Source organism: Emticicia sp. SJ17W-69, assembly GCF_051209875.1.
GTDB lineage: Bacteria > Bacteroidota > Bacteroidia > Cytophagales > Spirosomataceae > Emticicia.
This window is the reverse complement of record NZ_JBNTQY010000001.1, coordinates 2539435-2553374: the sequence shown is the minus strand read 5'-3', so window position 1 is coordinate 2553374 and position 13940 is coordinate 2539435. Positions and strand designations below refer to the sequence as shown.

Sequence of the window (13940 nt, the reverse complement as noted above, 5' to 3'; positions counted from 1 at the left end):
ATATGTTTACTCTCAATCAAATTAAAGAAATTCACTCAAATGTGAAAAGTGGAGCCGATTTTCCACAATATGTACAAAATCTAATCGAATTAGGATTAGTGAGATATCATCTTTATGTGAGTGATGGTCATAGTCATTACTTTGGAAACGATAATTTCAATATTCAATCAGAACCAAAATATTCAACTTTGGTTATTGCGGAAGAAAGTAATAAACTAAAATTTCAATATTTTTTAAAAATTCACCAAGCAGGGCAAACTGATTATATGACTTTTTGCCAACATTCAGCGGAAACTGGCGTCGAAAAATGGACAGTTGATATGATTGAAATGACTTGTACCTATTACGACAAACAAGAAAATAAAATGTTAATAGAAGAAATTCCAACTATAAAATAAAAAAGGATTTGGTGCTTTGTTGAAGAAGCACCAAATTTTCAATTTTCTTGCAGTTTATACATTAAAACCTGGTGTAAGTAAATGCTCATATTCACGGTGCTTGGCAATATAAGTCGCCATAAATGGACATAATGGCATCATTTTCAAGCCAGCTTTTTCTGTATATTCCAAAGCGTTTTTGGCTAACAAACTACCCAAACCTCTACCTTCAAGCGATTGAGGAACTTCTGTATGTGTAATAATAAAATCTTTTTCCGTTTGAATGTATTCCTGAAAGGCGATCTTTCCTTCAACGTGAATTTCAAAACGCTTTTTTTCATGATTTTGAATAATTTCAATAGCATTTTCCATAAATTTATATTTTTATAAGGTGAATTTATGATAAAAATAAGAAATAATTTGGAAAAATAGTAGGATTTTATTTATCTTGGTTGCACAATTATTTGAAATTAAGTCACATTTAGAGTACTCAATTGCAATAAATTTGGGTTTTAAAAATCAATGTGGATTGAAATTAAAGCTTTAAAAAACGACCATTTATGTAAATTTCAGCAGAAATATTGGTAAAAATTATTCTAAAAAAATATATCTGACACTATGCTCGAAAGAAGAAAAATACGAGAAAATGAAAAAAAATTGATTGAGTTTTTGTTGGAAAAACTTAACTTAAATACACAAGATTACCCTATCAATGAAGATGTTGAAGAATATGAAGGTGGTGTGATGGGAAGCATTGGAATGGGAAATCCAGAAATTTCACCTTATGATGGTGATCTGATTCAAGCCAATTATGTTGACGTTGATGGCAAAGAAGTTGTCATAACGCTGACCAAAGATGCCAACAATCAGCTATTAGATTTAGATTTTTGGAAGGTTGATTTCTCTAAATTAATTATCTACCCAAAACCAGAAAATTTAACTTTTAATAAATAGCAAAACCCTGATAATCAAATACTTATAAACTTTTTTTACTACTAAGTTTTGAGTTTTTTCTTTTTTGCAGCAGGGAATAAAATATTATTTAGAATCAAACGGTAACCAGCCGAATTGGGATGAAGGTTCAAATCGGTTGGTTCTTCACCAACATAATGTTGATAATCTTCAGGGTCATGACCACCATAAAAAGTCCAAAAACCTTTTCCCATTGTGCCATGTATGTAGCGAGCCTCACTCAATGAACGATTCTCAGCCATTGTAATAACATCAGGTTTTATATAAGGTTTTTTAAAAGCTGTTGTTTGCCCCATAAAACCTTTGATAAGATTTGCATGATTTTGAGTCAGCATTGTCGGAATAGGATCCCATTTTGCAGAAAACTGGAATAATGAAAAATAGTCATTATTTTCTGTTACCCCTCTCTCCTCTTGTTGATTATCAATACTCGAAAATTCCATTTCGTAAGGATTAGTCACCAATTTAAAGTCTTTGAAAGCAAAACAATTTTCATACTTCAATTTTTTTTCAGCATTAGGGTCAGCCCCATCTCCATCATAAGGTGTTTCCACAATATCTACCCCATCAGCAGCTAAAGCAATATCAAAAGTATCAGTTGCATTACACATGGCAAACATATAACCTCCACCAAAAACAAAGTCACGAATTTTGCGAGTAACCGCCATTTTTAACTCTGGAATTTTGGTAAAATTATATTTTTTAGCAATTGTTTCTGCTTCATTCTTTTGCTCTTGGTACCAAGCTTGTCCACGCATACGTAGGAATTTCCCAAACTGGCCAGTGAAATCTTCGTGATGCAGATGTAACCAATCATATTCAGGCAATTTGCCATCTAAAACTTCTTCATCAAATATTTTATCGTAAGGTATCTCGGCATAAGTTAATACAAGTGTCACTGCATCGTCCCAGGGTTGCGTTGTTTTTGGGGAGTAAACTGCAATTTTTGGAGCTTTATTGAGCTTCACAGCATCCATATTGGCATCTGGTGAAGCAATTTGATTTAATATAGACTGAGACTCAGCCTCTGAAATCATTTCATAGCTTACTCCTCGAATGACACATTCATTAACGAAAGTTTGAGAAGCTTCAAATAAAAAACTACCACCTCTATAATTCAATAGCCATTCTACTTCCATCCCATGCGTTTTCAATAACCAAAAGGCTATTCCATACGCTTTCAAATGATTTCGCTGAGATTCATCCATTGGAATCAATATTCGATTTGCGAATAAATTCGAAGTTAGCGATAGAGATAAAAGTATTAGAAGGACAGTCTTTTTCATATCAGAAATATTATTTCACAAAAATACTACAATGATTATACCAATCAACGTTTTTTTTCAATGCTTATTGGATGATTTTTCAATTTTAATCCAACAAGATTTGTAAAATCTGGAGAAAACATATTCATTTATCAATCAAAATACAAAGTGATTTAAATTGTTATTATTTTTTATTATCGTGTAAATAACTATTTATAACTCTATTTGTACTGGTAAAGAGTAAAATGATACTTAAAAGATTCAAGTTTCTTGTTATACATTATTTGTTAATAAAGCCTGCTCGATAGATTAAATCTGGCTTCACAATCACAATTTTTATTCTTAAGAAACTATATTTGTTGCTAAACAACACCACATTGCTAAAAATAATGATAAACGGCGATTCAATGATTTCAGATGTTTGTGCTTGTCAAAACTCTTACTCAATTTTGTATAATTAAAAATAGAGCTTAAAATTAGCCACTTTCAATAATTATCAGAGGCAAAAAATTAAATGAAGGCAAGTGTCAATACAATTTATGGACCTCCAGAAGTACTTCAAATTAAGGAGGTTGAAAAGCCAATACCTAAAGATAATGAAGTACTAATAAAGATTTATGCCACAACTGTCAATCGTACAGATTGCGGATTTAGGAAACCCGAATATCTCATCGTCAGATTAATCAGTGGATTATTCAAACCACGCAAAACAATATTAGGTACTGAACTCGCTGGTGAAATTGAAGCCATTGGCAGTAAAGTAACAAACTTTAAGATTGGTGACCAAGTTTTCGGTCTAAGTACTTTTCATTTTGGCACTCATGCTGAATATGTTTGTATCGAAGAAAATAAGTCGATTGCTATTAAACCGAGCAATGTATCTTATCAAGAAGCAGCTCCAATTTGTGAAGGAGCTTGGTATGCACTGACAAATTTTAGAAAAGTAAATTTAAAAAAAGGTGATAGAATCCTTATCAATGGTGCTACAGGTGCAATTGGTTCGGCGGCTGTACAACTTGCCAAATATTTTGGTGCAGAAATTACAGCAGTTTGTAATACCAAGAATATGGAATTAATAAAATCATTAGGGGCAGATGTTGTAATTGATTATACAAAAGAAGATTTTACCCAAAGAAATGAACAATATGATTTTGTGTTTGATGCGGTTGGTAAAAGTTCTTTCTTTAAATGCAAAAAATTTTTAAAACCAAAAGGGACATACTTTTCTACCGAATTAGGTTATTTATCACAGAATATTTTTTTAGCATTAGTAACTCCCATCATTGGTAGAAAAAGAGTAACGTTTCCTATACCAAAAGATACAAAGGAAATTGTAGTATTTTTTAAAGAATTGGTTGAACAAGGTCATTTCAGAGCAGTGATTGATAAAGTTTATCAGTTAGATGAAATTGTAGAAGCTACAAAATATGTAGAAACAGGTCAAAAAACAGGTAATGTCGTAATCAATTTAGTGCATCAGTCTTAATTATGAAAAACTTATCACGAAGAACATTTTTAGAAAAAGTTGGTGTAAGTGTTGGAGCTTCGGCACTTGCTGTCACACTTCCTTCAATGACCGATAATAAAGTTTATGAAGGAAAAAAACTTAATATTGCCCTTTGTGGTTTGGGTCGATATGCTGGTTATTTAGCTGAAGGTTTACAAGAATCAAAATATTGTAAGCTCGCCGGGATCATCACTGGCACGCCTGCTAAAGCTGAAAAATGGAAAAAACAATATAATATTCCAGAAAAGAATATATATAACTATCAAAATTTTGATGAAATTGTCAATAATACAGATATTGATTTAGTATATGTAGTTTTACCTAATGCCTTGCATAAAGCGTATGTGATTCGAGCTGCGAAAGCAAAAAAGCATGTCATCGTTGAAAAACCAATGGCAGTGACAGCAGCCGACTGTCAAGAAATGATTGATGCTTGCAAAAAAGCAGGTGTTCAGTTAGCAATGGGTTATCGTTTGCATTTTGAGCCTTATCACATCGAACTTAAACGACTTGGACAAGAAAAAGTTTTCGGTCAAGTGCGATTAATTGAAGTTTCATTGGGCTATAAATTAGGAGCTGAAAACCCAAAAGATTGGCATTATGTTAAGGCGTTATCAGGTGGTGGTTCTTTGATGAATCTAGGAATATATTGTGTACAGGCAAGTCGATATGTATTGGGTGAAGAACCCATTTCTGTGACAGCTCAATTCGCTCCACTCACTAATAAAAGTCTATTTACCGAGGTGGAAGAAACAATTACTTGGCAACTGGTTTTCCCAAGTGGAGCTGTTTGTACTTCCACAAGTGCATACAATGGTGGCATTGATCGATTTTACGCTACAGCCGACGAAGGTTTTTTTGAATTAAGTCCAGCGGTCAGTTATGGACCATTTCGAGGAAGAACCAGTAAAGGTGAATTAAATTTTCCAGATATCAATCAACAAGCTACGCAATGTGACGAAATTGGAAAATTGATTTTAGAAAATAAACCACTCCCAAGTCATATCACTGGTGAAGAAGGGAAAAAGGATATGAAGGTGTTAGAAGCAATATATAAAGCAGCCATTACTGGAAAAAAAGTTTCAATAGTTTAGAAAAATAAACGATAGCCCATAAACGACTGTCTTCCTTTTATTTTTGAATTCGATAAATGAATAATAATTACACAAATTAATATAACAATAGGTCTATAGACTATCGTCTATGGACTATGGACTAACATGAATTTCAAAGAAAACATTAGCGAGGGGCTACGCTCCATCAAAGGCAATATGCTCCGAACAGTGCTAACTGCATTGATTATTGCCATCGGTATTACGTCATTGGTTGGAATTTTGACAGCCATTGATGGGATGCAAAGCTCAGTTGACAATAGTTTTGCTGGACTTGGAGCAAATTCATTCGACATCAAAGGGCCGAGAATGTTTCGTCGTCGTAGTGGTGGTATCAATGATAAAGATTATCCACCAATAGAGTATCGAGAAGCAAAATTATATAAAGAACTTTTTCAAGGCAAAACGCCTGCAACCATTAGTATTTATACAAGTGTTTCTGGAATTGCTCAATTAAAGTATAAATCTTTTAAAACTAATCCCAATACACTTGTACGAGGAATTGATGAAGATTATATTAATATAAAAGGCTATAAATTAATTTCAGGTCGTGATATTACTGAAAAGGATATTAATTTCACTAATAATGTCGTGATTTTGGCCAATGAGTTAGCCACCACATTATTTCCTAAAGAAAACCCAGTTGATAAAGAAATCACAATACTTGGAATTAGATTCAAAGTCATTGGCGTTTTAGAGAAAAAAGGGAGTATCACAGGTGGCGGAGATGATCGGGTGGCCCTCATCCCTCTCGAAACAGGGCGGCAAATTGCTGGAAATCGTAAATTGACTTTTGATATTACTACTTCTGTTCCTAATGTTTCTGACATGGATTATATCATTGGTGAAGCAGAAGCTGTTATGCGAAGAGTACGAAAAGACCCTATCGGACAAGCTAAATCATTTGAAATTGAACGTTCAGACGCTCTTGCCAAGAATTTCGAAGAAGTAACAGGTTATCTGAGAGTTGGTGGATTTGGAATTGGAATAATTACATTATTGGGTGCGGCTATTGCTTTAATGAATATCATGATGGTATCTGTTACCGAACGCACAAGAGAAATTGGTATTAGAAAAGCGATTGGTGCAACACCATTTAAGATTCGTTTACAATTTTTAATGGAAGCAATTGTCATTTGTATTTTAGGTGGAATCGCAGGTATAATCTTGGGAATTGGCGTTGGAAATGTAATTGCCAAACTGATAAGCGATAAAAGTAGCTTCATTGTTCCTTGGGCTTGGATGTTTATGGGTATTGTTGTTTGCGTCTTTGTGGGTATCCTTTCTGGTTTTTATCCAGCTTACAAAGCATCAAAACTTGATCCAATAGAGTCTCTCCGTTATGAATAAACATTAATAATTCAACAAAAAGCCCTTTCAATTTCAATTGAAAGGGCTTTTTTTATTTTCCAAATAAAATACCTAAATCATAAATTTTATTGTTCGTTAATTTCCTCATTCATTCTCTTTACTATTAAACGGATACATTTGGCATAATGTTTGGAGACCTTCATTTGAATATTCCAATTATTTTGTAATGAAAACAAAAACATTAATCCTTTTGATAAGTAGTTTTAATATATTTTTAACTACAAAAATACATTCCCAAGAAATATTAGAAGAACCAATCGCCAACCAAAGAGAAAGCATTGGACTTTTTTTCTGGGATGGAATGGCAAAAGTAAATATTGGTGGTGAATATGGATTCATTGACCGTCAAGGGTATTTGCAAATTCCTTGTAAATATGATATGGTAACAAATTTCCAAGATGGCTTGGCAATTGTTCGAGATAATGATAAATATACATTTATTCGGAAAGATGGTAGTTTACTTACACCACTCATTTTTGACAGTTGTGAACCCTTTTATGATGGATACGCATTAATCAGCTATCAAGGGAAATTTGGGTTTATCGACAGAGAAGGAAAGATAATTATTCAACCACGCCATGATTTTGCCATGGGTTTTAGCAATGGGCTGGGTTTAGTTGGACACGATGGATTGAATGGTTATGTCAATGTTTCGGGTAAATTGGTTATTGATTATCAATATGAATTTTCTCTGCCTTTCTCAGAAGGTTATGCCTTATTTATGCGTGATGGTAAATTTGGATATATCAATACAAAAGGCAAAGAGATTATTTCCCCAAAATTTGAATTAGCAAGTTCTTTTCATGAAGGATTAGCTTCGGTTAGAATCAATAATGTATCAGGTATTATCAACAAAAAAGGTAAATTTGTAATCAAACCAACTTATCAAAATGTCCGAAATTTCAAAGATGGTGTGGCTGTCATGATGCAATCTGGAAAATTTGGGTTGATTAATAATAAAGGATTAGAAATTATCCCTCCACGTTATGATTTACTGAGCGATTTTGAAGATGGTATCGCGGTTTTTAAAATTCATAATAAATATGGTTTTGTTAATAGTAAAGGTGAAGAATTCATTTCACCGACATTTGATAAAGCAAGTGTATTTGAACAAGGGATGGCATCTGTTACACTCAATGGAAAATTTCATTATATTGATCTTCAAGGAAACATCGTCTATACTTCTCCTTACTCACCCAATCATGAAGATGAAAGCAATATTATTTTAGCAAAAATTGACAAAAAACGTGGTTATATCGAAGGAAAAGAAAAAATAATCGTTACACTTGACGAGTCCTTTACCCCTGCAAGAGTTGTTCTTTTAATTAATAGCAACGAATACATCATAAGTAATGCTGGTACTCTTACAGCAAAATAGTTTTAAGCAATAATTCAACACATTAAGTAAAGTTAAAAAAATAGCCACTTCAATTTTTGAAGTGGCTATTTTTTTAACCTTTACTAAAATTATTTACAAGCTTTTCCTTCACCACCTTTTGTGCAACAACGGTTGTAAGATTTGCTCAAAGATTTATATTGACTTTCTGTTAATGTCACATACATTTTGTTATAATCACCAAGTATTACATCTTGTTTAGTGAAATTATATGTCATTTTAACAGGAATATTAATATTTTGGTCGGCTAAAGCAACACCATCTTTTGTACAAACGCTAAATAATTTAGAAACATCGCTTCCACCAGAAGTAGTAAATTCATAAGCTGATTTTACTGGAACTTGGAAGCTACCTAAGCAAAGGTATTTTTCAGGTGTTTCTCCTTTTGCTAATTGACCAGTTTTCTTATAAACTCCAATGATTGTTACATCATTAGTAGCACTTTTTACACTACCATCTTGAATCTGTGTTTTACCCAAAAAGTTAATTTTTTGGTCAGCACATTTTGAATCTCCCGAACCAAACGGAGTTGAAGTAGTTTCAGTTGCAGTACTTGCAATCACCTTTTTAGTTGCAACCTCCAAATTTGGGGAAGCGGTAGTAGTTACACTTACTGTCTTGTATGCTTTGCTTAATGCTTTGAATTGATCATCATCCACATTCAAATACAATTTATCACCATCACCCACTTTTACTTCATTTTTAGTAATGGTATAATTCAAATTCATTGGCAATACTAAATTGAGCGGTGCAGGTGTAGTGTTTGCATCTACACAAACTTCTAAAGATTTAGTGTATTGAGCTTCGCCTTTAACACTAAAATCATAAGTAGAACGAACAGAAACAGGATAAGAGCCAAGTAAAAGTCCTTTACTACCTTTTGAAGATGTATTAACAGCCACAATCTCCATCACTTTACTTGTATTGATCACATCACCACTTTGTACTTGTCCACTTCCAGAAATATTAACTGTTTGTGTTTTACAAATAGTGGTTGGAGGAACATAAGTATTTATCGGTGCATCAATGTATTTAGGTAAATAAAAAGCATTACCACATTTTTTCATAATATAAAGAAAACAATCTCCACCTTTAGCAAATATTTTAAAGGTAGGAAAATCATTTCCTAATCTTGACCAAGCATATTTATGACCATAAGCACCCATCCAACCAATGGTACCTGTTGGTAATGTTTCAGGTATAAGGCTTTTACTACTAAATGCAGGGTCATTAAAACCTGTATAACCCAATGCTTTCAATAAATCATCAATTTCTTTTCTGCTCCCTTTTTTATTTTTTTGATAAACCTCTTTTAAATGATTGTAAGCTGATACCCCAGTATGTTTAGGTATTTCACCAAATTGAGGACTCGTACCAAGTCTTTTCAACACTACTGGAGTTGTATGTGGGTCTCCTTTAAAAATTGCGTAGGGTAATAAGTTACATGGGGAGTCTCGTTGCTGGGCAATTCCTAAGATAGGTAGTAAAATTGCCAAAGTAAGCACGGAAATTAGTTTAGATTTCATTTTGTTAATTGTTAAGAATTTCTGCTTGAAATAATACTCCAATCAGGTTCAGAAATAAAGTTACAGAAATAGTAATTGATAAAATTTTCTGCCAATTTAGAAAAAAAATAGCTTTTGACAAGCTAAATTCTCATAAAAATATTGTTTGCCCATTTTAAAAAGTGAGAAGTGGACCTATTTTGGCACTTTTTATCAGACGAAAAATATGATAAAAAGACACATTTTCTTTCTCTTTTTGATTGACCACTTAAACCAAAAATCTACAACTTTTATAAAATAAACTTCTATATTTATAAAAGAAAAGCATTACTTTGGCGTTTCAATAGGGCAATCTATAAATTTACTTAAATATAATCAAATTCTTTTAAATATTCGTCATCAACTTCATTGATAATTTATGAAAATCCATAAAATACTGATAATCTGTGCATTAATCATTTGTCAGCATAGTCAGGCTCAAACACCAAGCGTATCAAAATACGATAATCGTGATGCGTTCAATCCTTTATTTAACTTTATGCCTGGCACTGCCTATCGCAGTGGAAGTGGAGCTCCAGGCCCGTCTTATTGGCAAAACCGAGCCAATTATAAAATTAATATTAAACTCGACGAAAATGCAAATACACTTAGCGGCGACGTAGAAATTAGTTATAAAAATAATAGTCCTGATAAACTTCCTTTTTTGTGGTTACAATTAGACCAAAATCAATTCAATGACCATTCAAGAGGTGGTAAAACCACTCCGATTGCAGGTGGAAGATTTGGAAATACTGGCTTTGATGGTGGTTATAATGTACAGTTTGTAAGTGTCGATAAAACTACAACTATTGGCAAAAAAACAAGTACACGCTCCGTTTATGCAGAGCACCTAACTGACGATACTCGGATGCAAATTCGCTTATCAGAGCCTATGAATTCTGGTGAGGAAGTAAAAATTAAAATCAGCTATTCATTCAAAATTCCACGTTATGGCTCCGACCGAATGGGAAAACAAGAAACACAAGACGGAATCATCTATGAAATTGCTCAATGGTATCCTCGTATGTCAGTCTATGATGATATTGAAGGTTGGAATACACTTCCGTATTTAGGTGCAGGTGAGTTCTACTTAGAATATGGTGATTTTGAATATAATATTACTGTACCTTCTACTCATATTGTGGCTGGTTCGGGTGAATTAATCAATGCCAATGAAGTTTTAACAGCTGAACAAATCAAGCGATTGAATGAAGCAAAAAATAGTGATAAAACCGTAATCATAAGAGGGAAAGATGAAGTAAATGAACCAAAATCTCGCCCACGCACTGACGGTATACTTACTTGGAAATTCCGTTGTAAACAAGCAAGAGATGTAGCATGGGCGGCTTCAAAAGCATTTGTTTGGGATGCTTGTAAAATTAATTTACCAAGCGGCAAAACTTCATTGGCTCAGTCATTTTATCCAGCTGAAAGTGCAACAAATGATAGTTGGGGACGATCAACTGAATATGTGAAAGGCTGTATAGAATTTTATTCAAAATATATTTATGAATATTCGTATCCTTCAGCAAGTAATATCGCAGGCAATGTGGCTGGAATGGAATATCCTGGTATAGTTTTTTGTAGCTATCAAGATAAAACAGAAAGCCTATGGGGTGTAACTGACCATGAATTTGGGCATAATTGGTTTCCAATGATTGTTGGAAGTAATGAACGTAAATATGCTTGGATGGATGAAGGTTTCAATACTTTTATCAATACGCTTTCTACTAAAAACTTTAATGATGGAGAATATTATACCCCCGAAAGTGTACGTCAAATGACTCCGTATTATTATGATCGTGATCCAATTGCAAATATTCCAGATGTAATTCAAAATAATAACCTTGCGATTGCTGCTTATATGAAACCTGGTTATGGTCTAACAATGTTGCGAGAATTAATCTTAGGTGAAAAACGCTTTGACTATGCTTTCAAAGAATATGTTAATCGTTGGGCATTTAAGCATCCTACTCCTCTTGACTTTTTCAGAACAATGGAAGATGCTGCTGGTGAAGATTTAGGATGGTACTGGAAAGGATGGTACTTAAACGATTGGAAAATTGATCAAGGCGTAAAAGATGTAACCTATGTGCAGCAAGATGCCGCCAAAGGCTCGGTCATCACCATAGAAAATTTAGAAAAAATGCCGATGCCTGTTACGCTTGAGATAAAAGAAGTAAATGGCACAAGTAAACGTGTCCAACTACCTTATGAGATTTGGCAACGTGGTAGCACCTGGAGTTTTAGATATAATTCTACCTCTGCTCTTGAGTCAATTGTCATAGATCCTGATAATAAATTACCTGATACCAATACTAAAAATAATGTATGGAAACCTTCCAGATTTGCTGCCCCTCAAGCAAATTAAAGTAGTTGGTTTTCATTGAAAAAGGTTGCCAGATTGAATCTGGCAACCTTTTTCTTTTTTCCACGCTCTAAAATAGGTATTTCGACAGCTAACTTTTATTTATTTTACAAGAAAAATTTGTACAAAAACGCTAAACAATTTGCAATTTCTAATCAGTGTTCTTACTTTTGTTTGTTTTATAAGGATACCTGATATTTTATTTTCTCAACAAAACTATGCAAAATCGAAGTTTTTCTCGTCGTAATTTGGATTTCACACTTTTTGAGGTTTTAGATGTAATATCTCTAACTAAGCATGAATATTTCAATGCCCACGACAGTGAAACTTTTTGTATGGCACTCAACAGTGCAACCGATATTGCAGAAAAAATCATGCAACCAGCTTATGTCGATTCAGACCGAAACCAACCTGAGTTGCTTAATGGTAAAGTAAAAGTACACGACGGTGTGCATCAATTCTTTAGAGCATTTGCTGATTCTGGACTTTTAGCAGCTCCTTTTCCCTTCGAATATGAAGGGCAACAACTCCCTAAAACTATTTTTGCAGGCATAGATTTTATCACGGGTTCTGCTCATAATAGTTTCGTCATGTTCACTGATTTGATTGGTGGATGTGTGAATTTAATTGTAAAATATGGTACTGAAGAGCAGAAAAAGCTCTTTATTCCAAATTTATTAGCAGGAAAATGGGGAGGAACAATGTGCCTCACCGAGCCACAAGCAGGGAGTTCGCTCTCTGATATTGCAACAATTGCCTATCCACAGCCCGATGGTACTTATAAAATAAAAGGTCAAAAAGTTTTCATTTCGGCTGGTGACCATGACATTACCCACAATATCATTCATTTACTTTTAGCTCGTATCGAAGGTTCGCCCAAAGGTACCAAAGGAATTTCGTTATTTATTGTACCTAAGAATAAAATCAATGAAGAAAACGCTTCAAATGATGTAACTTCTATGGGAATTTACCATAAAATGGGTCAAAAAGCGACTCCAGCCATGCACTTGGGCTTTGGTGATAATGATCATTGTATTGGATATTTGTTGGGTGAGGCAAACAATGGACTTCCACAAATGTTCCAAATGATGAACGGTGCAAGATTGGGTGTAGGTTTGGGTGGAATTCAGATTGCTTCGGCTGCCTATTATGCTTCATTAAAATATGCCAATGAGCGTTTACAGGGCAGAAGGCTGAACCAAAAAAATAATCTCAATGAGCCAACAGCTATTATTCATCATCCCGATGTTCGACGAATGCTTTTGACTCAAAAATCTATTGTTGAAGGTACACTTTCTTTTCTTTTGCAATGCTATCAATTCCTCGACTTACTCAAAGTTGCAGAAACACCTGAAGAAAAACAAAAATATGATTCCTTGCTCGAACTACTCACGCCAGTTGCAAAAACTTATGGAGCTGAAATGGGTAATTTTTCCGTTAATCAAGGACTGCAAGTTTTAGGAGGCTACGGCTATACCGAAGATTTTGTTTTAGAACAAATGGCTCGTGATGTACGAATTATGAGTATTTATGAAGGAACAACAGGCATTCAATCGCAAGCACTTTTAGGTAGGCAAATTACTCGAAACAATGGTGTTGCTTTGCTTTTTTGGAAAGAAACTGTCATGCAAGCAATTGAAGACTCTTCTGCGTTTGAAGAGTTACTCCCGTCAGCAACTTTGCTTTTGAACGAACTTCAGCGTTTTGAAAAAATCACCAAACATTTATTAAATATCGCTTCAAAGGGTGATTCAGAAGTGTTTTTGGCAGATGCCACACTTTACATGGAATATTTTGGAATTTTGAATATTGCTTGGCAATGGCTTAGGATGGCGAGTGTTGCACAAAGAGCCATTTTAAACTTAAACTTCATTGACGATGATAAAGTATTTTATGAAGCAAAAGTTCATACTATGAAATTTTACTATAAATATGAGTTTTCAAAGTGTGCTTATTTAAGTAGTTGTTTAATCAATGAATCTGTTTTAACAGTTAATAAAGAAACATTCGAACCTTTGATTTAAAATA

11 protein-coding genes are annotated in these 13940 nt (G+C 33.8%); 8 read left to right on the top strand and 3 right to left on the bottom strand.

All coding sequences use genetic code 11. The annotated features are described in order from the left end of the window. The first annotated feature begins 2 nt into the window (after positions 1–2). The gene (locus ACQUQZ_RS10410) at positions 3–398 is read left to right on the top strand and encodes a DUF1398 domain-containing protein (protein ID WP_435354878.1); all 396 of its coding nucleotides are present in this window, start codon (positions 3–5) and stop codon (positions 396–398) included. Between the two features lie 54 nt (positions 399–452). Here the strand turns inward: ACQUQZ_RS10410 and ACQUQZ_RS10405 are convergent, their stop codons facing one another. Then, a complete protein-coding gene (locus tag ACQUQZ_RS10405; protein WP_435354877.1) occupies positions 453–749 on the bottom strand; it encodes a GNAT family N-acetyltransferase in 297 nt (98 codons plus the stop codon). A gap of 246 nt (positions 750–995) precedes the next feature. Between ACQUQZ_RS10405 and ACQUQZ_RS10400 the strand changes: the two genes are divergently transcribed. Then, a complete protein-coding gene (locus ACQUQZ_RS10400; protein WP_435354876.1) occupies positions 996–1331 on the top strand; it encodes a DUF6984 family protein in 336 nt (111 codons plus the stop codon). A gap of 41 nt (positions 1332–1372) precedes the next feature. Here ACQUQZ_RS10400 and ACQUQZ_RS10395 read toward each other — a convergent pair whose 3' ends face one another. Then, positions 1373–2635: an asparagine synthetase B gene (locus ACQUQZ_RS10395; RefSeq protein WP_435354875.1), complete on the bottom strand. Its 1263-nt coding sequence runs from the start codon at positions 2633–2635 to the stop codon at positions 1373–1375. Positions 2636–3128: 493 nt separating this feature from the next. Between ACQUQZ_RS10395 and ACQUQZ_RS10390 the strand changes: the two genes are divergently transcribed. The 4 genes from ACQUQZ_RS10390 to ACQUQZ_RS10375 all read left to right on the top strand — a co-directional run bounded on the left by ACQUQZ_RS10390 (position 3129) and on the right by ACQUQZ_RS10375 (position 7982). After that, on the top strand, positions 3129–4100 hold the full coding sequence (locus tag ACQUQZ_RS10390; RefSeq protein WP_435354874.1) for an NAD(P)-dependent alcohol dehydrogenase: 972 nt from the start codon (positions 3129–3131) through the stop codon (positions 4098–4100). Positions 4101–4102: 2 nt separating this feature from the next. After that, a complete protein-coding gene (locus tag ACQUQZ_RS10385; protein ID WP_435354873.1) occupies positions 4103–5215 on the top strand; it encodes a Gfo/Idh/MocA family protein in 1113 nt (370 codons plus the stop codon). Positions 5216–5341: 126 nt separating this feature from the next. Beyond that, complete coding sequence (locus ACQUQZ_RS10380) at positions 5342–6583, top strand: ABC transporter permease (protein WP_435354872.1); 1242 nt, start codon at positions 5342–5344, stop codon at positions 6581–6583. A 187-nt stretch (positions 6584–6770) separates the two neighbouring features. Beyond that, positions 6771–7982, top strand: a complete 1212-nt coding sequence (locus ACQUQZ_RS10375; protein WP_435354871.1) for a WG repeat-containing protein — start codon at positions 6771–6773, stop codon at positions 7980–7982. An 89-nt stretch (positions 7983–8071) separates the two neighbouring features. On the opposite strand, the gene ACQUQZ_RS10370 is transcribed toward ACQUQZ_RS10375, so the two are convergent. Further along, the gene (locus ACQUQZ_RS10370; RefSeq protein WP_435354870.1) at positions 8072–9526 is read right to left on the bottom strand and encodes a hypothetical protein; all 1455 of its coding nucleotides are present in this window, start codon (positions 9524–9526) and stop codon (positions 8072–8074) included. A 397-nt stretch (positions 9527–9923) separates the two neighbouring features. On the opposite strand from ACQUQZ_RS10370, the gene ACQUQZ_RS10365 reads away from it, so the two are divergent. Together ACQUQZ_RS10365 and ACQUQZ_RS10360 are read left to right on the top strand one after the other, a co-directional pair. Beyond that, a complete protein-coding gene (locus ACQUQZ_RS10365) occupies positions 9924–11915 on the top strand; it encodes a M1 family metallopeptidase (RefSeq protein WP_435354869.1) in 1992 nt (663 codons plus the stop codon). Between the two features lie 215 nt (positions 11916–12130). Continuing rightward, complete coding sequence (locus tag ACQUQZ_RS10360; RefSeq protein WP_435354868.1) at positions 12131–13936, top strand: acyl-CoA dehydrogenase; 1806 nt, start codon at positions 12131–12133, stop codon at positions 13934–13936. The last annotated feature ends 4 nt before the right edge of the window (positions 13937–13940 follow it).

Coding starts and splice junctions, on each gene's coding strand:
- ACQUQZ_RS10380 (WP_435354872.1), top strand. CDS start 5,342: ATGAATTTCAAAGAAAACATTAGCGAGGGGCTACGCTCCATCAAAGGC.
- ACQUQZ_RS10375 (WP_435354871.1), top strand. CDS start 6,771: ATGAAAACAAAAACATTAATCCTTTTGATAAGTAGTTTTAATATATTT.
- ACQUQZ_RS10410 (WP_435354878.1), top strand. CDS start 3: ATGTTTACTCTCAATCAAATTAAAGAAATTCACTCAAATGTGAAAAGT.
- ACQUQZ_RS10385 (WP_435354873.1), top strand. CDS start 4,103: ATGAAAAACTTATCACGAAGAACATTTTTAGAAAAAGTTGGTGTAAGT.
- ACQUQZ_RS10400 (WP_435354876.1), top strand. CDS start 996: ATGCTCGAAAGAAGAAAAATACGAGAAAATGAAAAAAAATTGATTGAG.
- ACQUQZ_RS10365 (WP_435354869.1), top strand. CDS start 9,924: ATGAAAATCCATAAAATACTGATAATCTGTGCATTAATCATTTGTCAG.
- ACQUQZ_RS10370 (WP_435354870.1), bottom strand. CDS start 9,526: ATGAAATCTAAACTAATTTCCGTGCTTACTTTGGCAATTTTACTACCT.
- ACQUQZ_RS10395 (WP_435354875.1), bottom strand. CDS start 2,635: ATGAAAAAGACTGTCCTTCTAATACTTTTATCTCTATCGCTAACTTCG.
- ACQUQZ_RS10360 (WP_435354868.1), top strand. CDS start 12,131: ATGCAAAATCGAAGTTTTTCTCGTCGTAATTTGGATTTCACACTTTTT.
- ACQUQZ_RS10390 (WP_435354874.1), top strand. CDS start 3,129: ATGAAGGCAAGTGTCAATACAATTTATGGACCTCCAGAAGTACTTCAA.
- ACQUQZ_RS10405 (WP_435354877.1), bottom strand. CDS start 749: ATGGAAAATGCTATTGAAATTATTCAAAATCATGAAAAAAAGCGTTTT.